The organism is Sphingobium sp. L-44, from assembly GCF_056859495.1.
Map to the genome: position 1 here is coordinate 34,944 of NZ_JBSXOQ010000097.1, position 24,032 is coordinate 58,975.

The following is a 24,032-nucleotide window of genomic DNA, read 5'->3' on the forward strand; positions in this document are numbered from 1 at the left end:
CAAAGACCCTCACCAACGGGCGGCGGCTACGTAATATCCCTTATGTGCGGCGAACTGGTGTTGCTTTGCGAGCAATGGTGTTCAGGCAGTATCAAGAGCCGTAACTACGCTGGAGTTCCAGGGCGTCGAGCATTTTTCCGCCCGCCATGAAGACAGCGCCGGAGCAGGCGAGGGCAAGCAACTGGCCGCCGACGCCGGGATATTGATGCATATAGACGACGCCGCGCTCGCTGGCGCCCAGCGCAAGCGCGTAGATCACGAGGAAAGCCTCGAACTTGGTCTTGATCGTGAAGAGGCGTTTGATCCGTTCCATCAGACTCATCCGAGGCTTTCGTCCATCTTCTAAGGCATTAAGTCGCCCGAAAGTTGCAAATGGTCAACAAGGCTTAACCATGATTGTTCGATCCGGGCAATAAGGCGCGTGTCGGACAGGTCGTCGGGCGCAATGGTTTCGGGCCAATAGTCCGAAACGATGCGGGCGATTTCATCCAGGCGCGGCTCATCGACCAGGAAACGCGGGTCGATATCCTTTGGATCCGCGACCACGCGCAGGCGCAGGCAGGCGGGGCCGCCGCCATTGGCCATCGACTGACGCACATCGACGGGGACGAGGCGGCGGATCGGGCCATTGCCGGCGATCATCTGTTCCAGCCAGGTCCATACGGCCGGGACCGCCTGCGCCTCGCTCGGCAGGATCAACGCCATGGTGCCGTCAGGAAGCGTGACGAGCTGCGCGTTGAACAAATAGCTCTTGATCGCGTCGGCCAGGCTGACGGCGCTGGCGGGCACTTCGACGATCTCCACCGACGGCAACAGCGTGCGCAGCGAGGCGTAGAAGGCCTGCTTGTCGGCAAAGGCCTGTTCATGCGTGAAGAGAACGCGCTCATTGGCGACGGCGACGACGTCATTGTGGAAGGCGCCGGCGGCAATTGCCTCCTGCGACTGCTGCACGAACAGGGTGCGGGCCGGATCGAGGCCGTGGATGCGGGCCACGGCCTTGCTCGCCTCGACATGCTGGCGGGCAGGGAAGGGGCCACCCGACTGGCCATAGACGAAGACCTCGATGCCCGGCGCGCCATGGCTGTCGCACAGGCGCATATGGTTGGCCGCGCCTTCGTCGCCAAAGGGCGCGGGGATCGGGCCATGCACGGCAAAGGCGCGGGTGTCGGAAAAGGCGATGCGCAATTGCGCCAGCGTCTGGGGCCATTCATGGCTGCGATGCGCCATGGTAACGAGATTGGCGACGGTCAGGTGGGTGCGTCCATCGGCGGTGTCGGCGGCCGGTGAGACGGTCGCGGCATTGGCGGCCCACATGGACGAGGCCGACATGGCGGCGGCGCGGATATGCGGATCGGCATTGCTGATGTCGGTGCCCAAGGTCGCGAGCCAGGCGCCGTCAGGACGCCATTGCGGCAGGAAAATACCCTGGGCAAGGCCAAGGCGCAGATTGCCGCGCATCTTCTCTATCCCCTGCAGGGCTGCGGCACGAGGGTGCGACACCGCGCCGGCATTGCGGGACGAGGCCAGATTGCCAAGGCTGAGGCCGGCATAATTATGGCTGGGGCCGACCAGCCCGTCGAAATTGATTTCGCGCACGCTCATGCCCGCCCCGCCATGGTGAATGCCTGTCCGACGTCCAGTTGCAGCAGCGCGGCGCTGGCCGCGTCGAGCGAGATGCTGCCATCCTCGCCCTCCTGCACATAGCCATAGGTGCAGCGATAATCGGCGAGCAGGCCGGTCGACACCAGCATCTTGTCGCCGCCCTTGTCATGGGTGGCCGCCAAGGTGACGTCGCGTGCCTGGGCCACGGTGCGGAGCTGGTCGATCTGGCCCACCATGGTCGGGCCGCCGTCGAAGATGTCGACATAGCCGGCATTGGTGAAGCCTTCGGTCTCCAGCATCCGCATCGCCGCGCGGCCATTGGGATGGGGCAGGCCTATGACGGCGCGGGCGCTGTCGGTCAGCATCGCGGTGTAGATCGGCGTCTTGGGCATCAGGTCGGCGATGAACTGGTTGCCGTTGACGGCGTTGAACTCGTCGGCTTCCTGGAAATTCATGCCGAAGAAACGGCCGGCCAGGCCATCCCAGAAGGGCGAGCCGCCCGCTTCGTCGATCACGCCGCGCAGTTCGGCAATCACCCGGTCGCCGAAGCGATCGCGATGGTTGCGGATATAAAGATAGCGGCTGCGCGCGAGCAGCAGGCCAAGCCCCTCGGCCCGTTCGCGCGGGTGGAGGAAGAGGCCGCCAACCTCGGTCGATCCTTCCAGATCGGTCGTGAGCGAAAGCATCTGCGCGCGGAAGGTGCGGGCCAGTTCGCGGCTATGCTGGGTCAGCACGCCCAGCCGATAGGAATAGAAGGGCCAGCTCTGCCCCACCGTGCTGAAGATCTGGCAGGTGCCGCGCACCTGGCCGGTCTGCGCATTGACCAGCACCAGGACGATCAGATCATCCTTGATCCCGCCATCCTGCCGGCCGAGCGCCTGTTCGGTGCGCTCCAGCTTGGCGGTCAGCGCGGCGCGATCGGGTGGCAGGTTGGTGAAGCCACCGCCGGTCAGCTTCGCCATTTCATACAGGGTCTGCAGGTCGTCCGCTCGCGCGGTGCGCATGTAGAAACTCAAAAGGCCGTCCTCTCTCTCAATATTGTCCTTGGGCGATCCGCAGCAGCGCCAGCGCGGACAGTTGCGCGCGCTCGGCCAGGCTGTCGCTGATCAGAAATTCGGCGTCGCTGTGGATGCTGCCGCCGCGCACGCCCATGGTGTCGACCACCGGGACGCCGCAGGCCGCGATATTGTTGCCGTCGCACACGCCGCCGGTGTCGCGCCAGCCGATGTCGAGGCCAAGTTCCGCGCCGCAACGCCTGACCAGGCCGAACAGCCGCTCGGCCTTGGCATCCATGGGCTTGGGTGGGCGACCAAAGCCGCCATGGAGATGCAGGCTGACGCCATGGTCGCGGGCGACATCGGCCATGGCCCGATCCAGCAGGGCGCGGGCCGCGATTTCATCGTCCGGCGTGCGCGGGCGGAAATTGACTCGCAGCACGGCATGGTCGGGCACGACATTATTGGGACTGCCGCCGTCGATCTTGGCGGGATTGCAGGAAAAGCCGCTGCCGCTGCCGGCCTTCAGGCGCAGCGCGAGATCGGCGGCCGCGAGCAGGGCGTTGCGGCCATCGTCGGGATTGCGGCCGGCATGGGCGCTGAGGCCGGTGACGATGATCGAGAAATTGCCGCTGCCTGCGCGCGCGCCGGCCAGCGTGCCATCGGGCAGGGCTGGTTCATAGGTGAAGGCGGCGCGCTTGCCGGCTGCGGCTTGGCGGAGCAGCGCGGCGGAAGAGGGGCTGCCGACTTCTTCGTCGCTGTTGATCACCACCTGATAGCCAAGCGTCCGGGTCGCCTCGCTATGCTCGATTGCCGTCAGGGCGGCGAGCATGACGGCGATGCCGCCCTTCATGTCGGCGACGCCGGGGCCGTTGAGAATGCCGGGTTCCAGCCAGCGAAGCGTCTGAAACGGGTGGTCGACGGGAAATACCGTGTCCATATGCCCTGTCAGCAGCAACTGGACCGGCGCATCGGGACGGACGGTCAGGCGAAGATGCTGGCCATGGCGGATCACCGATGTGCGGCCATCGGGCGCCACGGTCTCGACCGGATCGGGGTCGATCAGGTCTACCTCGCCCGGCAGCACCGAAAAGGCGTCGGCGAGCGTGGTGGCCATGGTGGCGAGCCCGGTCAGGTTGCGCGATCCGCTGTTGATGCTGGCCCATGCCTCGACCTGTGCCAGCATCGGCGCGGCGGCGACCTGCTCCAGCAGGGCGGTTTCAGGGGCTGTTACGGGCGGGTGGATGCCGTTCATCCCGGAGGTCTATCAGAGCGCGGGCGCCTGCTCCACCCCGATCAGAAATCGTAGCTGAGAGTCAGGCGGCTGAGCGTATCGAAGTCGCGCGCGGACAGCAGGGTCTCCGACTCATATTGCACCGTATAGGACAGGCCAGCGGACAGGCGCGTGCTCACCTTGGTTTGCAATTGTGTCAGGGAATTGACGGAAAATACGTCAGTTTCCGCGTAGCCTGCAGCGGTCTGCTTGAAGGTGACATTGGGCGCCAGACGCCAGGCCAGGTCCATAGATGCACGCGCGCCCAGCTTGGTTTCGCGCGGCCCGATCACATATTTGGCATGACGGACGGACGGGCCCAGGTCGAGCGACAGGTCGATCGGCTTACTGACGATCACCTTGTAACCGATACCGGCCGAGGCGGTGTAGCGCTCGTCATAGCCGATCGAGGGATCGCGTTCGAACTGGGTCAGGCCATAGGCGAAGCCGCGTGGATCGAACTGATAACGCGGTTCATAGCTGGCGGTGTAGCGCTCGCGCGAGGTGACGCCATTGGCGCGGCGATAATCGACCGTGGCGCTGAGCTTATGGCTCCATTCCAGCCCTTCGCGCTTGACCTGCGCCGCGGCGCTGATGCCGATTTCGCTGGTCGAACCGGTCGAGCGGAAGCCGCCGGCCTCCAGCTTGCCGGTCCATAATTCGGTGAAGCGCGCCTCGCGAATCACCGTGTCATGGGTCGCCTTGGTCCGTTCCTTCCAGCTGTTGACCATCTGCTGGATCTGGTCGGCCGATTGCGGATTGGTCTGCTTGGCGATCTTGGCGACGGTCGCGATCTCCGTCTCATTGCCATTGGCAATCGCCGCCTCCAGCATTTCGCGTACGGATGGCGGCAGCAGCGCAGGGGCATTGGCCCAGGCCTGGGTGGCAAAGAGGAAGGGCAGGATAGCCAGACAGTGACGCATGCCGCTGTCATAGCGAACCGACCGGGGATTTTAAGCCCCCATCAGATCAAGTCGTGGAATTCCTGCAATATGTCGCGGTAAAGCTTGCGCTTGAACGGCACGATCAGTTCCGGCAGCGTTTCGGGCGCAGCCCATTTCCATTCCCGAAATTCGGGATGCTTGGTCTGGATGTCGATATGGCTGTCCTTGCCCAGGAAGCGGGCAAGGAACCAGATCTGGCGCTGGCCACGATATTTGCCGCCCCACAGCTTGCCGATCAGCTCGGGCGGCAGATCATAGAAATGCTCGTCGCGGCTCTTGGCGATGATCTCGACATGTTCGGGTGTGATCCCGGTCTCTTCGCCCAGTTCGCGCAGCGCTGCCGTCTTGGCGTCTTCGCCTTCGTCGATCCCGCCCTGTGGCATCTGCCAGGCTTCCACGACATTATCGAGGCGCTGACCGACGAAGACCTTGCCCGCCATGTTGACCAGCATGATCCCGACGCACGGCCGGTAATTCAGTTCTGCATTATCTGGCATCGACGCCATGTCTTCCCCTGCATCGCTGCAGCCATGGCCGGTTGACGACCCATGGCTAGTGTAATGGGTTCCAGAATAGGCGGCGGCGATGCGCGCGTCCATTGGCCGAATCGACATTCATCGGATTTGCAGCTCATCTCCCGGAAGGGCGCGGAAAATTCATTTGGAACCGGGGGGCTAGGCAGGCATTGGGCGGTCATGCCATCCCCCACCATAATCTGGTTCCGCCAGGATCTGCGCCTATCGGACCAGGCGGCGCTCGCCGCCGCCGCGCAGGCCGGCCCGGTCATTCCGCTCTATATCCTTGATGATGAAAGCCCGCGCCAATGGGCGATGGGCGGCGCTTCGCGCTGGTGGCTGCATCACAGTCTTGCCAGCCTGGACGAGCGACTGAGGGGCAAGGGATCGCGATTGATCCTGCGGCGCGGACGCTGCGCCGATGTGCTGGCGCAGGTGGCTCAGGAAAGCGGCGCGCAGGTCGTGCATGCGATCCGCCATCATGAACCCTGGTGGCGCAATGCCGAAAAGGCGGTGGCAAGGCAGATCGACCTGCGACTTCATGACGGCGGACTGCTATTGCCAGTGGAGGCGGTGCGGACGGGTGGCGGGACGCCCTATCGCATCTACACGCCCTTTTCCCGCGCGGTGATGCTGCATATGCCACCCGCGCCACCACAGCCCGCGCCGCAGCGGATCGATGCCCCATCGCATTGGCCGGTCAGCGACAGGCTGGAGGATTGGACGCTGCTGCCGCGCGATCCGGACTGGGCGCGCGGCTTCCCTGCCGACTGGTCGCCGGGCGAAGAGGGGGCAAAGCGCTATCTCGACAGTTTTCTGGGAGAAGTCGGAGACTATGCGGTCGCGCGCGATCTGCCGTCGCAGGAGGGAACGTCCCGCCTTTCCCCGCATCTTCATTTCGGGGAGATTTCGCCGGCCAAGGTCTGGCATCGGGTGGCGCAGGCGCCGGGCGACGCGACCGTCTATCTCAAGGAACTGATCTGGCGCGACTATGCCCATAATCAGGTCTGGGCCTTGCCGACCTATGGATCGGAAAATGCCCAGCCGGCCTTCGACGCCATGCGCTGGCGCGATCTGCGCGAGGCGCGAGTCGACTGGACGGCGTGGAAACGGGGGCAAACGGGTTATCCGATCGTCGATGCCGGCATGCGCCAGCTCTGGCAGACGGGTTGGATGCACAATCGGGTGCGGATGATCGCGGCCAGTTTCCTCATCAAGCATTTGCTGATCGACTGGCGCCATGGCGCGCGCTGGTTCTGGGACACGTTGGTCGACGCGGATTATGCCAATAACAGCGTCAACTGGCAGTGGGTGGCGGGCAGCGGCGTCGATGCCAATCTCTTCACCCGGATCATGGCGCCGCTGACCCAGTCGGACAAATTCGATGCCGCCGACTATATCCGCCAATGGGTGCCGGAACTGGCGCATCTGGACGATCGCGTCATCCATGACCCGGATTTTCATGGGGTTAGGCCATCATCCTATCCCGAAAAGCGGATCGGCCATCGCGAGGGCCGCGAGCGTGCGCTGGCGGCCTATCGCCAGATGAAGGGGTGATTGCAGCGACGCGCGGCATGGGGCAGAAAGAGGCCCGATGAATGCAGTCGACCCCCGTCGCGGCAAGGCCGCATTGTCGATCCGGCGCCCGCCGGCAGACCGGACGCCGGGATGGCGCGCGCGCCTGTTCGCGCCGCTTTTCCATCGCATGCTCGATCGTATCGACCAGGGATTGGAGCAGGGCTCACTGGACGCGATTTTGCCGGACGGCACGCGCCGCCTGCTGGGCGGACGGGCGCCGGGGTTCGACTGCGTCGTGGACCTGGTTGACTGGCGCGCCTTGGTGCGGCTGGCGATGGGTGGCTCGGCGGGCTGGTATCGCGCCTGGGCGGCGGGCGAGTGGCGCAGTGCCGATCCGGTGCCGCTGTTCGCACTGTTCATGGCCAATGCGGTATCGCTGGGGCGCGTCGCGCGACCCCATGGGCCGGCCCGTTGGGCAGGGCGATTGTTGCACTGGGCGCGGCGGAATAATCGTAACGGCTCGCGCCGGAACATCGCCTTCCATTATGATCTGGGCAATGATTTCTACAGCCTATGACTGGACAAGAACATGCATTATTCCAGTGCCTTATTCCTCAATCCTGAGGATCGAATCGAAAGCCTGGAGCGCGCGCAGCAGCGCAAGGTGGACGCCCTGCTGGATCGGCTGGACTTGCGCGACGGGCAGGCGCTGCTGGAAATCGGATGCGGCTGGGGCGGCCTCGCCGAGCAGGCGATGGAGCGCTGCGCCATCCGATATGATGGGCTGACTCTGTCGGTCGAGCAGGCTGATTATGCGCGCGATCGGCTGGGATCGGGCGCGCAGATTCATCTGACCGATTATCGCGACGCGCAGGGGCAATATGAGGCCATCGCCAGCGTGGAAATGGTGGAGGCCGTCGGCCAGCATTATTGGCCCGACTATCTGGATGCGGTCGCGCGCCTGCTGAAGCCCGGCGGCCGCGCCGCGATCCAGTATATTTTGATCGACGACGCGATCTTCGATCATTATGCGCGCGGCGCCGATTTCATCCAGACCTACATCTTCCCCGGCGGCATGCTGATATCCGAAAGTCGTTTTCGGGCCTTGGCGCAGGAACGCGGGCTGGAATGGCGCGACGTGCGCCGCTTTGGCGGCCATTATGCCGAAACGCTGCGCCGCTGGCGCGAGCGGTTCGATCGGGCGATCGACGAAGGACGATTGCCGGCCAGTTTCGACCAGCATTTCGTTGGCTTATGGCGCTATTATCTGATGTATTGCGAAGGCGGTTTCCGGGGCGGCACCATTGATGTCGCCCAGGTCACGCTGGCAAAGCCGGCCGCTTAACTCTCGACGCGCAGGCGGTGGCCGTTCGGGGCATCGCTCAGCACCAGATCATGGATGGCCCTGGCGACCGTTTCCGGTCCCTTGAGCGTTGCGGGGTCTTCGCCGGGGAAAGCGCGGGCGCGCATTGCGGTGCGGGTGGCGCCGGGATCGACGATATGGGTGCGAATGGCGGAGATGTTCTTCATCTCCTCGCCATAGGCGCCGACCAGCGTTTCGAGTGCGGCCTTGGACGCGCCATAGGCGCCCCAATAGGCGCGCGGGGTGGCGCCGACCGAGGATGTCAGGGCAATTACCCGCGCGTCGGCGCTCGCCCGCAGCATCGGATCGAAAGCGGCGATCAGCGCCTGGGGGGCGGCAATGTTGAGCATCAGCAGCCGGGCAAATTCCTTGGCATCGATTGCGGGAACCGATGCCAGCGACCCGAGCGTCGCCGCGTTGAGGACGAGTATGTCGAGTGCCTTCCAACGGCCAGAAATGGCCTGGGCCAGGCGGCCGATGCTTTCGCCGTCGATCAGATCGAGCGGCGCGATGGTGGCGCTGCCGCCGGCCTGATGAATGCGATCTTCCACCTCTTCCAGTCCGCCGCTGGTGCGCGCGGTCAGGATCACATGGGCGCCGGCTGCGGCCAGCGCTTCCGCCGTCGCGGCGCCGATGCCCCGGCTGGCGCCGGTGACGAGCGCAAGTTTTCCGAACAGCGGCAAGGTATCAGACATCGGCTCTCCGTTCGCCCCGACCGATGCCGGGTGTCGTCGTGGGAAAAGGAAAGGGCGGGGTCGTGCGACCCCGCCCGGTCGGGCCTTGCCCGTGGATCAGGAGACCCGTTCTGCCAGCAGTTCGAACTGGTTTTCGACCACGGCTTCATCCTGGTCGGTGAGCTTGGTCGGATAGTCGCCAGTGAAACAGGCGTCGCAATATTGCGGACGGATGTCGGCGCGCTTCGCCTCACCCAGCGCCTTGTACAGGCCGTCGATCGAGATGAAGGCCAGGCTGTCGGCGTGGATGAAGTCCTGCATGCCGCCAATGTCCAGCTTGTGCGCCAGCAGCTTGGTGCGCTCGGGCGTATCAACGCCATAGAAGCAGCTATGCTTGGTCGGCGGCGATGCGATGCGCATATGCACTTCGGCCGCGCCCGCTTCGCGCATCATCTGCACGATCTTCAGCGAAGTGGTGCCGCGCACGATCGAGTCGTCGATCAGCACGATGCGCTTGCCCTGGATCAGGGCGCGGTTGGCATTATGCTTCAGCTTGACGCCCAGATGGCGGACCTTGTCGCCCGGCTGGATGAAAGTGCGGCCGATATAATGCGACCGGATGATGCCCAGTTCGAACGGGATGCCCGATTCCTGCGCATAGCCGATGGCGGCCGGCACGCCGCTGTCGGGCACCGGGATGACATAGTCGGCCTCGACCGGATTTTCGATCGCCAGCTGCGCGCCGATCGCCTTGCGGACCGAATAGACGCTGGAATTGTCGATGATGGAATCGGGGCGGCTGAAATAGACATGCTCGAAGATGCAGGGGCGCGGATGCACTTCGCCGAACGGGCGGATCGAGCGCATTTCGCCATCCTTGGTGACGATGACGAGTTCGCCCGGATCGATCGAGCGGACATAGTCGGCGCCGACCACGTCGAGCGCGACGGTTTCCGAAGCGAAGATGGTCGAATCACCCAGCTTGCCCATCACCAGCGGGCGGATGCCCAGCGGATCGCGGCAGGCGATCATGCCCTCGGGGGTCATGACGATCAGCGAATAAGCGCCTTCGATCTGCTTGAGCGCGTCGATGAACTTGTCGAGCAGGGTGCGATAATTGGACGTCGCGACCAGATGGATGATGACTTCGGTGTCCGAGGTCGACTGGAAGATGGAGCCGCGGCGGATCAGTTCGCGGCGGACCTTCATCGCATTGGAGATATTGCCGTTATGGGCAACCGCGAAACCGCCGGAATTGAGTTCGGCATAGAGCGGCTGGACGTTGCGCAGCGAGGTTTCGCCGGTAGTCGAGTAACGGACATGGCCGCAGGCCGTGTCGCCGGGAAGGCCCCGAATCACCTCGTCGCGGTCGAAATTGCCGGCGACATGCCCCATGGCGCGATGGGTATGGAAATCATGCCCGTCCCAGCTGGTGATGCCTGCCGCTTCCTGGCCGCGATGCTGCAGGGCGTGAAGGCCGAGCGCTACCATCGCGGACGCGGTTTCTGCGCCAGATACGCCAAAAATGCCGCATTCTTCGCGCAACTTGTCGTCGTCGAAAGGATTCGTCGTAATCATGGGTGTGAGCGGGTCCATTGCCGTTCCTGACCACCCCTCTGGGGCGACCTTTCGCGCGCATATAATCCTTCCCGGTCGATTTGTCGCCTGCCTGTAACAAAAAAGCGTGGCCAATCGTGGCAACGCTGCGTTTTGCCGGCTTTTCCATGGGCTAAACGGCCACTGGCGTTGGCGTTCGGGTGTCGCTAAGAAACCTGTACTCATGCACCGTTTTGCCAATCCCGCCCGCTTCCTGAAGATCGCCCGTCCGATGACGGGCTGGCTGTTCTGGCCCGGCCTCGTGCTGCTGCTGGCCGGCTGCGCTTCGGGTCTGTTCCTGACGCCGGCGGATTATCTGCAGGGCGATACGGTGCGCATACTCTATATACATGTGCCGGCCGCGTGGCTCGGCATGGCGGGCTGGACCGGCATCGCCGTGTCCGGGCTGATGCAACTGGTCTGGCGCCATCCGCTGGCTTCCGTAGCCGGCCGCGCGATCGCGGCGCCGGGCGCGCTGTTCACCGCCATCTGCCTGATGACCGGTTCGATCTGGGGGCGGCCGACCTGGGGCACCTGGTGGGAATGGGACGGGCGCATGACGTCCATGCTGGTCCTGCTCTTTCTCTATCTGGGCTATATCGCCCTGGCCAACGCATCGGCGCGGCAGGGGCAGGGCGGGGTCAGCCCGGTGACCGCGATCTTCGGCCTGGTCGGCGCGATCAACATTCCGATCATCAACCGTTCGGTGGTCTGGTGGAACAGCCTGCACCAGGGCCCCAGCATCACGATGCGGGGATCGAGCATCGACGGATCGTTGCTCTGGCCGCTCGGCCTGACGCTGTTCGGCTTCACCTTGTTGTTCGCGGCGATCGTGCTGATGCGGATGCGGGCAATATTGGCACAAAATAAGGTCGAGGCGCGAATGCAGCGCCTGACGAGAGGGTAGAGATGAACCAATGGGCTTTCGTGATCGCCGCCTATGCCGTGACGGCGGTGGGCACGGCGATCGTCACCATCGCCAGCTGGCGCGCGATGCGGGCGGCGGAACGTCAGGCCGAACGACTGTCTGACCGGACATGAAGGCCAAGCATCAACGGCTGATCCTGGCGCTCGCAGCGCTGGTGGCGATCATCGGCGCCGGGCTGCTCGCCGTATCGGCGCTGAAGGACGAGGCGGCCTATTTCTACGCGCCCAACGACGTGAAGACCAAGGGTGTGGAGCCCGACAAGGCGATCCGTCTGGGCGGCATGGTGGTGAAGGGCAGTCTCAAGCGTGCGGCCGATGGCGTGACGATCAATTTCGACGTGACCGACGGCAAGGCGACCGTGCCGGCGACCTTCAGCGGCATCGCGCCCGATCTGTTCAAGGAAGGCAGCGGCGTGGTCGCGGAGGGCGCTTTCGACCGGCAGGGGCGGTTCGTCGCGACCAATTTGCTGGCCAAGCATGACGAGCGCTACATGCCGCGCGAACTGGACGGCATGACCTATAATGAAACCACGCATGAGATGAAGGCCGCGCCATGATCGCCGAAGCCGGTCTCGCCGCCCTGTGGTTTGCCGCGGTCCTCGCGCTGCTCCAGCTGTTTCTGGTCGGCATGGGGCTGGCTGGTGGCAAGAGCGAGGTGCTGGGCGCCGTCCGTCCTGTCGCTGTTGTGCAGGGCGTGCTGACGGCAGCCGCCTTTGTCGCGCTGATCAGCCTGTTCCTGCGGTCCGACATGTCGGTGCTGCTGGTGGCGACCAACAGCCATTCGGCCAAGCCCTGGCTCTACAAGTTCGCGGGAACCTGGGGCAATCATGAAGGGTCGATGCTGCTCTGGGTCACGGTGATGGGCGTCGCCGGCGCGGCCGTGGCGCTGTTCGAGCGGGCGTTGAAGCGTGATGCGCATATGGCGACGCTGGGGGCGCAGGCGGCAATCAGCCTCGGATTCTACGCTTTTCTGCTCTTCTCCTCCAATCCCTTCGCCCGCATTTCCCCGGCACCGGCGGACGGGCAGGGGCTCAACCCGCTGCTGCAGGATCCCGGCCTCGCCTTCCATCCGCCGACGCTCTATCTCGGCTATGTCGGTCTGTCGGTCGCCTTCTCCTTCGCGGTCGGGGCCTTGCTGACGCGGCAGGTGGATGCGGCGTTCGCCCGCGCCATGCGCCCCTGGGTGCTGGCCGCCTGGGTCATGCTGACACTCGGCATCACCGCGGGCAGCTATTGGGCCTATTATGAGCTGGGCTGGGGTGGCTGGTGGTTCTGGGATCCAGTCGAAAATGCATCGCTGATGCCCTGGCTGGCGGCGACTGCGCTGCTGCACAGCGTGACCGTGCTGGCGACCCGCGACGCGCTGCGCGCCTGGACGGTGATGCTGGCCGTCGTCGCCTTCTCCATGTCGATGGTCGGCACTTTCCTGGTCCGGTCGGGCATATTGACCAGCGTTCATGCCTTCGCCGTCGATCCGGAGCGGGGCAGTTTCATCCTGGCCTTGCTGGCGCTTTATATTGGCGGCGCTTTGGCTCTGTTCGGCTGGCGGATCGGCACGGTGCGCGAGGGCGCGCCGTTCGAACTGGTCAGCCGCGAAACCTTCCTGGTGGTCAACAACCTGTTGCTTTCGGTGATCCTCGGGCTGGTGCTGATCGGCACGCTTTACCCGCTGATGACCGAAGCATTCGGACACAAGGTGTCGGTTGGCGCGCCCTATTTCGATCGCATTGCCGGACCAATCGCGCTCATCCTGCTGATCGTCATGGCGGCAGGGCCGCTCACCCGCTGGCGCCGGGATAAGGCGCGCGCCGTGGCCGGGCGCATGCTCATTCCGGCGGCGGTCGCACTGGCGGCCGTGGTGCTGGTCGGTGCGCTCGCCTGGGGCCGGATCGGGCTGTTGCCCTATTGCGGGCTGGTGGTGGCGCTGGCCGTCGGCGTGGGATCGCTGGCGCCGCTGTGGAAGCGCAATCTGCGCCGCACGCCGCTCTTCACCTATGGCATGGTGATCGCCCATCTGGGCTGTGCCGTCAGCCTGGCGGGCATGGCCTGCGATTCGGCGTTCACGGTCGAGAAGCTGGTGGCAGTCCGGCCGGGCGACAGCATCGAGACGGCCGGCTGGACGCTGCGCTTCCAGCGTATCCTGCCGCTTGCTGGCGACAATTGGACGGCGTTGCAGGCGGACGTCATTGCGGAGCGCAGCGGCCGCGCGGTCGTGATCCATCCGCAGTCACGCTTCTTCGCCTCGCCGCCGACGACCACGACCGAGGCGGCCCTGCTGACCCGGTGGAATGGCCAGCTCTATGTCGTGCTGGGGCAGGAAGCCGATGCCGGCCGCTGGCAGATGCGGATCTGGTGGAAGCCGTTCGTGACGCTGATCTGGCTGGGCGGCATCATGATCGCGCTGGGCGGCCTGCTGGCGCTGGTCGGGCGAGAGCGGCGCGGCTGGCTGATGAAATGGCGGGCGCGGAAGGCAATGGCATGAGGAAGCTGCTGATCTGGCTACCGCTTGTCCTGTTCCTCGGCTTCTTCGCGCTGTTCGCCACCGGCCTGTTCAAGCCGGATGACCGTGTCATCACCTCCAAGCTGATCGGCCAGGCTTTGCCGGCCTTCACCCTGCCGGCTGCTGCCAGCGATCGGCCGGCGCTTGCCAGCACACAATTGGCGGATGGCAAGCCGCGCCTGCTCAACATCTTTGCCAGCTGGTGCATTCCCTGCGCGGCGGAGGCGCCGCAACTGATGGCGCTCAAGCAGGCTGGGGTAGCGATAGACGCGATCGCGATCCGCGATGCTTGGCCCGATGTCGACGCCTTCCTGGCGCGCAACGGCAATCCCTATAGCCGGATCGGCCTGGATGCGCGCAGTGGCGTGCAGATCGCACTGGGCTCGTCAGGCGTGCCGGAAACCTTCGTGATCGATGGCAAGGGCAGGATCGCCTATCAGCATATTGGTGACATCCGCGCCGATGACGTGCCGATGCTGCTGCAACGGCTGAAGGACGCGCAATGATGAGGGGGCTGCTTTCTCTTCTCCTGCTGATGCTGGCGGCGCCGGTTCAGGCGCAGACCGCCCTGCCGCCGGCGCCCTATGCCGACCGGCAGCTTGATGACCCGGCGCTGGAGCGCAAGGCGAAGGCGCTGATGGAAACCATCCGCTGCCTCACCTGCCAGAGCCAGTCGATCGCCGATTCGAACGCCAGCATGGCCGGCGACATGCGCTCCGAGATACGCGAGCGGATCAGGGCGGGAGAGGAGCCTGAGCATATCAGGCGCTGGCTGATCGAGCGCTATGGCGATTGGGTCAGCTATGAGCCGACGGCCGCGCCGATCCTCTGGCCGCTCTGGGCGGCGCCGATCATCCTGCTGTCATTGGGGCTGTTGTTGATGCGCGGACGGATCAAGCGGAGGCCGCGGGCATGACGGGCTGGATCATCGCTTTCGGCATCGCCATCCTCGCCATGGCGGCGCTCTGCTTCATCGGGCGCATCCCGCGCGTGACGCGGGAGATCGTTGCAGCGGCTTTGCTGGTCGGCCTCGCGGGCTATGCCTGGCAGGGGCATCCCGGCCTTGCCGGCGCGCCGCGACAGGTCGCAGCCGAGAAGGAAGCGCAGTTCGACGAGAAGCTGGCGGAGCGACGCCGCAGCCTGGCGGAGCGCTATGGCCCGGCCGGCCAATGGCTGATCATGTCGGATTCCTACGGGCGGCGCGGCCTGACCAAGGAGGCGGCCAATGTCCTGCTCTCCGGCCTCAAGCAGACGCCGGACGACGCCAATTTGTGGCTCGGCATGGGCAATGCGCTGGTCGCGCATGCCGATGGTGTGGTCGCGCCGGCGGCGGACTATGCCTATCGCCAGGCGCTGCGGCTTGACCCGGAAGGGCCGGCGCCGCGCTATTTCTATGGCCTCGCCCTCGCCCAGGCCGGGCAGTTGGACGCCGCGCGCAAACAATGGTTGCCGCTGGCGCAAACGGCGCCTGAAGGCAGCAAGATCAAGGCGGAACTGCAGGCCAATATCGCGCGTATCGATGCCATGCTGGCGATGGATGCGGCTTCGCGATGATCCGCATCGGGGCGATCATTGCGTGAACCCTGTGCCCATGGTAGGGGCCGGCGGTTTGCTGGGCTCCGTCCTTGGAATGAGAATTGCCCTGGCAAGGGTTGCGACATGATATTGATGATCGAGCATTTCCTTCATGGCTGATGACAGCGCGGTCGCCGTCCCCGAAGACGGCGAGCAGGAAGGGCATGGTCATGCCCGCCAGAAAGCCACGGCCAAGCTGGTCGTCGGCGCGATCGGTATCGTCTTCGGCGATATCGGCACCAGCCCGCTCTACGCCTTCCGCGAAACTTTTGCGGGGCACCATCATCTCGATCTTGATCCCGACCATATATTGGGCGTCATCAGCCTGATGTTCTGGTCGATGATGCTGGTTGTGACGCTTAAATATGTCAGCATCATCATGCGCGCCGACAATAAGGGCGAGGGCGGTAGCCTGGCGCTGCTGGCGCTGATCAACGGCCAGACCAAGACGCAGCGCTGGTCGCGCGGGATCGTGCTGCTGGGCGTATTTGCGACGTCGCTCTTCTACGGCGATTCGATGATCACGCCGGCGGTCTCCGTGCTGTCGGCGGTGGAAGGTCTGGCGGTCTATAACGCCAATCTGGCGCCGGCGATTCTGCCCGTCGCGGTGCTGATCCTGCTCGGCCTGTTCTGGATCCAGGGGCTGGGGACCAACAAGGTTGCGACCCTGTTCGGGCCGATCATGCTGATCTATTTCGTGACGATCGCATCGCTCGGCGTGCTCAGCATCGTCAAGACGCCGGGCATTCTCTACGCCTTCAATCCCTATTGGGCGGTGATGTTCTTTGCCACCGATCCGCTGCCCGCCTTCCTGGCGCTGGGCTCGGTCGTGCTGGCGGTGACGGGCGCCGAAGCGCTCTATGCCGATATGGGCCATTTCGGCCGCAGCCCGATCCGCGTGTCCTGGCTGATCTTCGTGCTGCCGGCATTGATGCTCAACTATATGGGGCAGGGCGCACTGCTCTTCCGTGAGGGCGCCGCGGCGCTGCACAGTCCCTTCTACAATCTCGCGCCGCAATGGATGCAGTTGCCGCTGATCGGCCTTGCCACGCTGGCGGCGATCATCGCGTCGCAGGCGGTCATATCCGGCGCTTTCTCGGTCACGCAGCAGGCGATCCAGCTCGGCTTCATGCCGCGTCTGCGGATCGAGCATACCAGCGCCTCGACGGCCGGCCAGATCTACATTCCCCTGATCAACTGGGGGTTGATGGTCATGGTCATCCTGCTGGTGCTGGTCTTCAAGACCTCGTCCAACCTGACCGCGGCTTATGGCATTGCCGTCACCGGTGCGATGTTCATCGACAATGTGCTGCTGACCGTGGTGCTCTATCGGCTGTGGCACTGGAAATGGTATTATGCCGCGCCGCTGCTTGCCGTCTTCTACCTGGTCGATGGCGCCTATCTGGCGGCCAATCTGACCAAGGTGCCCGACGGCGGCTGGTTCCCGCTGCTGATCGGCTTCGTCGTCTTCACCTTGCTGACCACCTGGTCTCGTGGGCGCCGGCTGGTGCAGGAACGGCTGCGCGAGGCAGCAATGCCGATCCCAGTATTCGTGGCTTCGGCCGCCAACAGCGCCGTGCGCGTGCCGGGGACCGCTGTTTTCATGACTTCGACGCCCGATGGCGTGCCGCATGCGCTGCTGCATAATCTCAAGCACAACAAGGTGCTGCACGAGCGGGTGATCCTGTTGACGGTCAAGATCAAGGATGTGCCCGTGGTCGAGGATGACGGCCGGTGCAAGCTGGAGGATCTGGGCCGCGGCTTCTTCCGTCTGGTGCTGCAATATGGCTTCATGCAGGAGCCGGATGTTCCGGCCGCGCTCAAGAATGTTACCGGCTGCGGCCAGGCGTTCAAGATGATGGACACCAGCTTCTTCCTGGCGCGCCAGACACTGCTGCCTTCGGCCAATCCCGGCATGCCGCTGTGGCGGGAAAAGATCTTTGCCTGGATGCTCCGCAACGCGGAAAGCGCGATGGAGTTCTTCCGCCTGCCGACCAATCGCGTGGTCGAACTGGGGAGCCAGGTCGAGATTTAGGGGCGCTTAGAAGAGCTGCATCTGGGCACCCTCGGGCGGCCGGAACAGATCGGTGCGGACGCTGATTCGCGCCTGGCCCAGATTGGCCTTGCGCCGGGCCTTGGTGAAGCGGGCGCGGGTCAGGTCGGCCCAGACGCCCTGGCCGCGCATCCGGCTGCCGAAATCGGGATCATTGTCGCGCCCGCCGCGAATGTCCCGGATCATCGCCATCACCTTGGCGGCGCGATCGGGATAATGGGTTTCCAGCCAGGCGCGGAACAACGGTGCGACCTCATGCGGCAGGCGGACCAGGATGTAGTTGACGTCCTGCGCGCCGGCCATGGCAAGCCGCGCCACCACCTGTTCGATCTCATGATCGTTGATCGCCGGGATGATCGGCGACATGTTGGCCGATACCGGCACGCCGGCTTCGGCCAGGCGAGCGATCGCGGCAATCCGCCGTTCGGGATGGGGCGCGCGCGGCTCCAGCGTGCGCGCGACCTTGGGATCGAGCGAGGTGACCGAAATCATCACCGCCACCAGATTGTCGCGTGCCAGATCGGCAAGCAGGTCGACGTCGCGCAGGATGCGGTCGGACTTGGTGGTGATGAAGACCGGGTGGCGGCATTCCACCATCACCTCCAGCAATTGGCGGGTGATCTCCCAATCCTTCTCGATCGGCTGATAGGGATCGGTATTCGTGCCCATGGCGATCGGTGAGACGCTGTAGCTCCGGTGTGACAATTCCTTGCGCAGCAATGTCGCTGCATCCGGCTTGGCGAACAGGCGCGTCTCGAAGTCGAGCCCCGGCGACAGATCATGATAGGCGTGGGTCGGGCGGGCAAAGCAATAGATGCAGCCATGCTCGCAGCCGGCATAGGCGTTGATCGACTGGGAGAAGGCGATGTCGGGCGACGCGTTGCGCGAGATGATCGTGCGCGGCGTAATCAGCGAAACGCTGGTGCGCAGTTTCTGGGCCGGTCCGTCGATCGCTTCCACGGCGTCGAGCCAGTCGCCGTCCGCCTCGCGCGCGGCCAGGTTGAACCGGCCGCTGGTCTGGTTGTGCGTTGCGCCGCGTCCGGGGATGTTTGCCATCTGGGAATAAGAACATATCATGAACTTATTGACAAGGTCGCTTCCGACGCGTCATGGCTGCCCCCTTGAAAGCAGGGGGAAATATCATGCGTGCCTGGTGGCTTGTTCCGGCTCTGATAATGATGGCAGGCGCGGCCGATGCCGAGGCGCCGACGACGGATTGTGCCGCAAATATGGTCTGCGCCAGCCGACCCCAGTCGGTGGTCGATGCGTTGCAGGCGGCGGGCTACAAGGCGGCGCTGACGAAGAGCAAGTCGACCGGCAATCCGATGATCGAGAGCGCTGCCTCCGGCTATAATTTCACCATCTATTTCTATGGCTGCGAAGAGATGAAGGACTGCAACTCGTTGCAGTTCGGTATCAATTTCGCGGACGATGGCGGCAACACGGTCGAGCTGGCGAACAAGTGGAACCAGTCCAAGCGCTTCATCCAGATGTCGCTGGCCGACGACAAGACGCTGGACGTGTCCTATGACGTCAGCACGATCGGCGGTCTCAATCAGGAGAATTTCGCCGACGTGGTCGACTGGTGGTCGGTAATGCTCGGCGAACTCAGCAAATTCTTCAAGGAGAACCCGGCGCCCACGCTCAAGAAGTGAGGGCGTTTAGCGCTCGGTGAGGCGCGGCATCAGCTCGACGAAATTGCAGGGGCGGAACCGGCTGTCGAGCTGGCTGGCGAGAATGCCGTCCCAGGCATCCCGCACGGCGCCAGTCGAACCGGGCAGCGCGAAGATATAGGTGCCGCGCGCGACGCAGGCGGTGGCGCGCGATTGGATGGTCGAGGTGCCGATCGACTGATAGCTGAGCCACCGGAACAGCTCGCCGAAACCGGGAATTTCCTTGTCCTGCACCTGAGCCAGTGCCTCGGGCGTGACGTCCCGGCCGGTGACGCCGGTGCCACCGGTGGTCAGGATCACATCGACCTGCGGATCGTCGATCCAGGCGTGAAGGCGCGCGACGATGGCGCTGCGATCATCGGTGACGATCAGCCGGTCGGCCAGGATATGGCCCGCGCCGGTCAGGCGCTCGACCAGCGTGTCGCCGGACCGGTCATCGGCCAGGGTGCGGGTGTCGGAAACGGTTAGTACGGCGATCCGGACGGGCAGGAAGGTCCGGCCCTCGTCGATCGGCATCAGTCCGATCCGCCGGCAATCATCGCCCGGCCATCGGCCTTGCTGAGACGCACCAGCTTGACGCCCTTGGCATTGGGGAAGGTTGGCCACATGCCCTGCGCCATGCCGGTCAGGCAATCCGCCTCGCCCTTCGCCTGGATCTGGTACATCCAGTAGTTGCGCATGACGATGTTCACATAAGCGCGGGTTTCATAATAGGGCAGGGATTCGATGAAGAGCAGCGGATCGCCCTTGTCCTTCACCTCACTGTTCCAGCGTTCGACCGGCAGCGGGCCGGCATTATAGGCGGCCATCACCTTGGGCAGCAGGCCGCCGGTCGCGCTCATGTCGCGGAGCGATTCCAGATAGCGCTGGCCATATTCCATGTTGGTGGACGGCACGAACAATTGCGATGCGTTGGACAGGCCGACATCGCCGGCGGTGCCGGGGCGCACCTGCATCAGGCCGCGGGCGCCGGCGCTGGAGACGACGTCCGAACGGAAGCCGGATTCCTGCAGCGTATGGGCGTAGATCAGCGACGGATCGACACGCCAGCCGCCGTCCGGCCGCCAGGCCGGCGCCGGGAAGCGGGCAAAGCTGTCGGGCTGCTTGCCGGCCGGGCCATTATGGGCGAGCCAGAGCTGGGTTGCGGGCAGGTTGAGCGCGCTGGCCAGGCGGAGCAACGCATCATATTGGGCGGTGCCGCCCAGCTTCGCCTGATAGCGCAAAATCTCGTCGGCGCGGCCATTTTCGCCAATATCGGCCAGTGCGATCGCGCTGCGGACATTGGGGCTGTCCTTGAGCTGGCGCCAGTCATTGTCGCTGAAACGCGCGTTCATGGTCGCGCCGCCCAGCGGCATGCCCAGGCTCTCGCGGGCGAGCAGGCCATAGAAGGTCTCGTCGGATCGCGCCGCGAGCTTCAGCATATTTTCGACCTTCTCGGCCTCGCCGCAGACCATATAGGCGCGCGATGCCCAATAGGCGCCGGCCGCGCGCATGTCGGCGTCGCCCGCCAGCGCGGCGACATTGGCGAAGGCCGGGGCGGCAGCGCGGCAATCATTCTGGCGCCAGGCGGCCAGGCCCGTCGTCCAGTGGGCCTGCACGGTCCAGTCGCCACCGGTACGGGTTTCGAGCGCGCGCGCCGCCAGACGGCGCGCGTTGAGATCGTCGCTTTCAATATAATAGGCCCAGGCAACACGCTGGCGCACCTCGGTCAGGCCTTCGGGCGTCAGCCCGGCTTCGCCAGCGGTGAGAAGTCCTTCTGCGCCGGCCGGATCGTCATTCTTGATGAAGGTCAGGATCTGGGCCGACAGGCTCTGGGCCAGAACGTCCGTCTTGCTGCCGCTGACATATTGGCGGCGGGGCGCGGAGCCGAGCCATACCAGCTTCTGCACCTGCGGCAGATCGGGCAGGATGGTCGCGCCGCGCTTCTGCGCCAGGCGGGAAAGCTGGTCGGCCTTGGGCAGCCAGGCTGCCTTGTTGACGAGGTCGAGCAGGTCGAACAGCTCGACACGCGGCGACCCCTTGGCAAGATAGAGTTCCGACAAGGCGAGCGGACGGACCGCGTCCTGCGGGTCGAGTGCCAGGATCATCGCCTTGGCATCCGACCATTTCTGGTCGCGCAGGGCAACGAAGATGGCATTGTAACGCGCCTTGTCGCCATCTGACAGCTGGAGCGGGGTGCCGGCGGCGGAACTGGTCGGCAGGACGGGGAGGGTTTCGGCCGCCTTGGCACTGGCCGGGATCGCCAGCGCCGCGCTCATGCTGAGCAGGGCAAGGCTGGAAATGCGGGTTGCAACGCGAATCACGGGCGGTCTTCCTCAATCAGGCTTTGCAGGGCGCGCCAGCATTCCGCCTTGGCCGCGGGCTGGCTGAGCAGCAGGCGCGGATGGAATGTGGCAATGGCGGGCACAGTGCCGCCATCATGGTTAAAGGGGCGTAAACCGGCGGGCCGGTCGGCGCCATCGGTCGGAAGCAGCGCACGGGCCGTCCGATCGCCCAGCAGGAGCAGGCGGCGCGGCGCAGCGAGATGGACATGGAGCCTGATGCGATCGGCGACATGAGCCAGATCGCTTGCCTCCACCATGCCGCCGGCGGGGCGGACGGTGAACAGTGAGGCCAGGCAGATATCGTCACGGCGCAGGCCGATGGCTCGCATCATGGCGTCGAACAGAGTGCCGGCGCGATCGGCGAACAAATGGCCCGCGCCGGCATCTGCCATGTCGGGCATGTCGGTGATGACCATCAGCGGCGCTTCGGTTGGGCCGGTCGGCAGGATCGGGGTGCCGGGCCATTTGCGTTCGGGCTGGGCCGAATCACTGGCAAGCCATTCGAGATAGGCGTCGAGCGTCTTGGGTTTTTCAGGGGGTGGCGGGGCGAAGGCCTTCGCGGCCTGCTCGGCCAGCTGCGCGCGCGTCGGTTGCGGCCGCAACCAGTTGATTGGTGCTTCCGCTACGGCGCCGTCCACCCCCGCCAGCGACCACCACGCCAGATAGGCGTCAGGCGCTGCGGCTCCAAAGTCCCGCTCTAATCCCCGCATCACGATGCCCTTGGGCCAGAGGTTGACGCGAGGGTCAAGAATCTTCATCGCGTGGAATGTCAAAACGTTGGAGTAATAAGGCGACCGGATGGCCGGACATGTGCTGGCGGGCGCCTTTATGGAGGGATTATGAGCGAACGGGATTCGATGCCCTATGACATCGTCATCGTCGGTGGGGGACCGGCTGGCCTGTCTGCAGCGATCCGGCTGAAGCAATTGGCCAATGCCGCCGGTCAGGAGCTGGCCGTCTGCGTGCTGGAAAAGGGGTCGGAAATCGGCGCCCATATCCTGTCGGGCGCGGTGGTCGATCCCAAGGCGCTGGATGAACTGATCCCCGACTGGAAGGAACAGGGCTGCCCGATGGCCGATGTTCCGGTCACCGACAATCAGCATTGGGTCTTGTCCAAGGCGGGCAAGATGGCGATGCCGCACATCATGACGCCGGGCTGGATGCGCAATAAGGGCACCTATACCGGATCGCTGGGCAATCTGTGCCGCTGGCTGGCCGAGCAGGGCGAGGGGCTGGGCGTCGAAATCTTCCCCGGCTTCGCCGCCGCCGAAATCCTCTACAATGAGGATGGCAGCGTGAAGGGCGTCGCGACCGGCGACATGGGCATTGCCCGTGATGGCGAGCGCAAGGCGGACTATCAGCCAGGCCTGGAACTGCACGCCAAATATACTTTCTTTGCGGAGGGCGCACGCGGCCACCTGACCAAGATCCTCAAGCGCCAGTTCGACCTGGAGGCCGATTGCGAGCCGCAGGTCTATGGTCTGGGGATGAAGGAATTGTGGGACATCGATCCCGCCAAGCATCAGCCGGGCCTTGTCATCCATACGCAGGGATGGCCGCTAACTGACGCATATGGCGGCGGTTTTCTATACCATCAGGCCAATGGCCAGGTTGCGCTCGGCTTCGTCGTGGGCCTGGGCTATCGCAACCCGCATCTCTATCCGTTCGAGGAATTCCAGCGCTGGAAGCAGCATCCGGAAATCCGCAAGTTCCTGGAGGGCGGCCGCCGGGTTTCCTATGGCGCGCGCGCGATCAACGAGGGCGGCTGGCAGTCGATCCCCAAGCTGGTCTTCCCTGGTGGCGCGCTGATCGGTTGCTCGGCGGGTTTCGTCAATGTGCCGCGCATCAAGGGCAGCCATACCGCCATGAAGTCGGGCATGCTGGCCGCCGAGGCCGCGTTCGAGGCGATCCAGGGCGAGCGTGCGCGCGACGTGCTGCACGATTATGAGGATCGTCTGCGTTCCAGCTGGATCGCGGATGAACTGAAGCTGGTCAAGAATGCCGAGCCGCTGCTGGCCAAGTTCGGCAACAGCATCGGCACGCTGCTGGCGGGCATCGACATGTGGATGCGCACGCTCAAGATCGGCCTGCCCTTCACCATGAAGCACAAGCCCGATTGCGAGAAATTGTGGCGCAAGGACCAGTGCGAGAAGATCGCCTATCCCAAGCCCGATGGCGTGATCAGTTTCGATCGTCTGTCCTCTGTGTTCCTGTCGAACACCAATCATGAGGAGGACCAGCCGGTCCATCTGCAGCTCAAGGATCCGTCGGTCCCGATTTCCTACAATCTGCCCCTTTATGACGAGCCGGCTCAGCGTTATTGTCCTGCCGGTGTCTATGAAGTGGTCGGTCTGGATGAAGGGGAGCCTCGCTTCCAGATCAACGCGCAGAATTGCGTCCACTGCAAGACATGCGACATCAAGGACCCGACCCAGAATATCAACTGGGTCGTGCCCGAGGGCGGTGGAGGACCGAATTATCCGAACATGTAGGGGCCTGA

The 24,032-nt window shown here is 64.5% G+C and carries 23 protein-coding genes and 1 pseudogene; 12 read left to right on the top strand and 12 right to left on the bottom strand.

Annotated features, from left to right (window positions below; genetic code table 11):
- Positions 1-91: 91 nt before the first annotated feature.
- The 6 genes from AC13EK_RS15330 to AC13EK_RS15355 are packed head-to-tail and all read right to left on the bottom strand — an operon-like array spanning position 92 to position 5,320.
- Positions 92-313, bottom strand: coding sequence for a hypothetical protein (locus AC13EK_RS15330; RefSeq protein WP_029547748.1), 222 nt, complete (start codon positions 311-313; stop codon positions 92-94).
- A 29-nt stretch (positions 314-342) separates the two neighbouring features.
- The gene (locus tag AC13EK_RS15335) at positions 343-1,602 is read right to left on the bottom strand and encodes an N-succinylarginine dihydrolase (RefSeq protein ID WP_069336974.1); all 1,260 of its coding nucleotides are present in this window, start codon (positions 1,600-1,602) and stop codon (positions 343-345) included.
- Entirely contained in the window at positions 1,599-2,618 is a 1,020-nt protein-coding gene (locus AC13EK_RS15340; protein ID WP_069336975.1) for an arginine N-succinyltransferase, read from the bottom strand. Before AC13EK_RS15340 ends, AC13EK_RS15335 begins: the two co-directional genes overlap by 4 nt.
- A gap of 16 nt (positions 2,619-2,634) precedes the next feature.
- The gene (locus AC13EK_RS15345) at positions 2,635-3,852 is read right to left on the bottom strand and encodes a hydrolase (protein WP_069336976.1); all 1,218 of its coding nucleotides are present in this window, start codon (positions 3,850-3,852) and stop codon (positions 2,635-2,637) included.
- Between the two features lie 41 nt (positions 3,853-3,893).
- Positions 3,894-4,793 carry a DUF481 domain-containing protein gene (locus AC13EK_RS15350; protein WP_010337856.1) on the bottom strand — a complete coding sequence of 300 codons (900 nt, stop codon included), beginning with the start codon at positions 4,791-4,793 and terminating at the stop codon, positions 3,894-3,896.
- 41 nt (positions 4,794-4,834) lie between these two features.
- Positions 4,835-5,320, bottom strand: coding sequence for an RNA pyrophosphohydrolase (locus AC13EK_RS15355; protein WP_069337025.1), 486 nt, complete (start codon positions 5,318-5,320; stop codon positions 4,835-4,837).
- 189 nt (positions 5,321-5,509) lie between these two features.
- Between AC13EK_RS15355 and AC13EK_RS15360 the strand changes: the two genes are divergently transcribed.
- Both AC13EK_RS15360 and AC13EK_RS15365 read left to right on the top strand, forming a co-directional pair.
- Complete coding sequence (locus tag AC13EK_RS15360) at positions 5,510-6,886, top strand: cryptochrome/photolyase family protein (protein ID WP_069336977.1); 1,377 nt, start codon at positions 5,510-5,512, stop codon at positions 6,884-6,886.
- Positions 6,887-6,923: 37 nt separating this feature from the next.
- A pseudogene (locus tag AC13EK_RS15365) lies at positions 6,924-8,192 on the top strand (class I SAM-dependent methyltransferase).
- Here the strand turns inward: AC13EK_RS15365 and AC13EK_RS15370 are convergent.
- Both AC13EK_RS15370 and purF read right to left on the bottom strand, forming a co-directional pair.
- Entirely contained in the window at positions 8,189-8,905 is a 717-nt protein-coding gene (locus AC13EK_RS15370) for an SDR family NAD(P)-dependent oxidoreductase (protein ID WP_069336978.1), read from the bottom strand. The pseudogene AC13EK_RS15365 and the gene AC13EK_RS15370 sit on opposite strands and share 4 nt — an antisense overlap.
- Before the next feature lie 96 nt (positions 8,906-9,001).
- Positions 9,002-10,480, bottom strand: coding sequence for an amidophosphoribosyltransferase (gene purF / locus AC13EK_RS15375; RefSeq protein ID WP_004207288.1), 1,479 nt, complete (start codon positions 10,478-10,480; stop codon positions 9,002-9,004).
- Between the two features lie 184 nt (positions 10,481-10,664).
- Here purF and ccmC point away from each other — a divergent pair, with 184 nt between their 5' ends.
- From ccmC to AC13EK_RS15415, 8 genes are all read left to right on the top strand, one after another.
- Positions 10,665-11,387, top strand: a complete 723-nt coding sequence (gene ccmC / locus AC13EK_RS15380) for a heme ABC transporter permease CcmC (RefSeq protein ID WP_037506637.1) — start codon at positions 10,665-10,667, stop codon at positions 11,385-11,387.
- Between the two features lie 2 nt (positions 11,388-11,389).
- Positions 11,390-11,521, top strand: coding sequence for a heme exporter protein CcmD (gene ccmD / locus AC13EK_RS15385; RefSeq protein ID WP_010337862.1), 132 nt, complete (start codon positions 11,390-11,392; stop codon positions 11,519-11,521).
- Positions 11,518-11,964 carry a cytochrome c maturation protein CcmE gene (gene ccmE / locus AC13EK_RS15390; protein WP_069336979.1) on the top strand — a complete coding sequence of 149 codons (447 nt, stop codon included), beginning with the start codon at positions 11,518-11,520 and terminating at the stop codon, positions 11,962-11,964. Before ccmD ends, ccmE begins: the two co-directional genes overlap by 4 nt.
- The gene (locus tag AC13EK_RS15395) at positions 11,961-13,889 is read left to right on the top strand and encodes a heme lyase CcmF/NrfE family subunit (protein WP_069336980.1); all 1,929 of its coding nucleotides are present in this window, start codon (positions 11,961-11,963) and stop codon (positions 13,887-13,889) included. The genes ccmE and AC13EK_RS15395 overlap by 4 nt, the downstream gene beginning before the upstream one ends.
- Complete coding sequence (locus tag AC13EK_RS15400; protein ID WP_234792285.1) at positions 13,886-14,413, top strand: redoxin family protein; 528 nt, start codon at positions 13,886-13,888, stop codon at positions 14,411-14,413. The genes AC13EK_RS15395 and AC13EK_RS15400 overlap by 4 nt, the downstream gene beginning before the upstream one ends.
- Entirely contained in the window at positions 14,413-14,823 is a 411-nt protein-coding gene (locus AC13EK_RS15405; protein ID WP_037506841.1) for a cytochrome c-type biogenesis protein, read from the top strand. Before AC13EK_RS15400 ends, AC13EK_RS15405 begins: the two co-directional genes overlap by 1 nt.
- Complete coding sequence (locus AC13EK_RS15410; protein ID WP_069336982.1) at positions 14,820-15,461, top strand: tetratricopeptide repeat protein; 642 nt, start codon at positions 14,820-14,822, stop codon at positions 15,459-15,461. The genes AC13EK_RS15405 and AC13EK_RS15410 overlap by 4 nt, the downstream gene beginning before the upstream one ends.
- 133 nt (positions 15,462-15,594) lie before the next feature.
- The gene (locus tag AC13EK_RS15415; RefSeq protein WP_069336983.1) at positions 15,595-17,517 is read left to right on the top strand and encodes a potassium transporter Kup; all 1,923 of its coding nucleotides are present in this window, start codon (positions 15,595-15,597) and stop codon (positions 17,515-17,517) included.
- Between the two features lie 6 nt (positions 17,518-17,523).
- Here the strand turns inward: AC13EK_RS15415 and AC13EK_RS15420 are convergent, their stop codons facing one another.
- Positions 17,524-18,591, bottom strand: coding sequence for a PA0069 family radical SAM protein (locus AC13EK_RS15420; RefSeq protein WP_069336984.1), 1,068 nt, complete (start codon positions 18,589-18,591; stop codon positions 17,524-17,526).
- A gap of 119 nt (positions 18,592-18,710) precedes the next feature.
- Here AC13EK_RS15420 and AC13EK_RS15425 point away from each other — a divergent pair, with 119 nt between their 5' ends.
- Positions 18,711-19,190 carry a YbjN domain-containing protein gene (locus AC13EK_RS15425; protein WP_234792291.1) on the top strand — a complete coding sequence of 160 codons (480 nt, stop codon included), beginning with the start codon at positions 18,711-18,713 and terminating at the stop codon, positions 19,188-19,190.
- Between the two features lie 6 nt (positions 19,191-19,196).
- Here AC13EK_RS15425 and moaB read toward each other — a convergent pair whose 3' ends face one another.
- The 3 genes from moaB to AC13EK_RS15440 are packed head-to-tail and all read right to left on the bottom strand — an operon-like array spanning position 19,197 to position 22,290.
- Positions 19,197-19,724, bottom strand: a complete 528-nt coding sequence (gene moaB / locus AC13EK_RS15430) for a molybdenum cofactor biosynthesis protein B (RefSeq protein WP_069336986.1) — start codon at positions 19,722-19,724, stop codon at positions 19,197-19,199.
- Positions 19,724-21,511: a lytic transglycosylase domain-containing protein gene (locus AC13EK_RS15435; RefSeq protein WP_069336987.1), complete on the bottom strand. Its 1,788-nt coding sequence runs from the start codon at positions 21,509-21,511 to the stop codon at positions 19,724-19,726. Before AC13EK_RS15435 ends, moaB begins: the two co-directional genes overlap by 1 nt.
- Positions 21,508-22,290, bottom strand: a complete 783-nt coding sequence (locus AC13EK_RS15440) for a uracil-DNA glycosylase family protein (protein ID WP_069336988.1) — start codon at positions 22,288-22,290, stop codon at positions 21,508-21,510. Before AC13EK_RS15440 ends, AC13EK_RS15435 begins: the two co-directional genes overlap by 4 nt.
- Positions 22,291-22,371: 81 nt before the next feature.
- Here AC13EK_RS15440 and AC13EK_RS15445 point away from each other — a divergent pair, with 81 nt between their 5' ends.
- Positions 22,372-24,024 carry an electron transfer flavoprotein-ubiquinone oxidoreductase gene (locus AC13EK_RS15445; protein ID WP_069336989.1) on the top strand — a complete coding sequence of 551 codons (1,653 nt, stop codon included), beginning with the start codon at positions 22,372-22,374 and terminating at the stop codon, positions 24,022-24,024.
- Positions 24,025-24,032 lie beyond the last annotated feature (8 nt).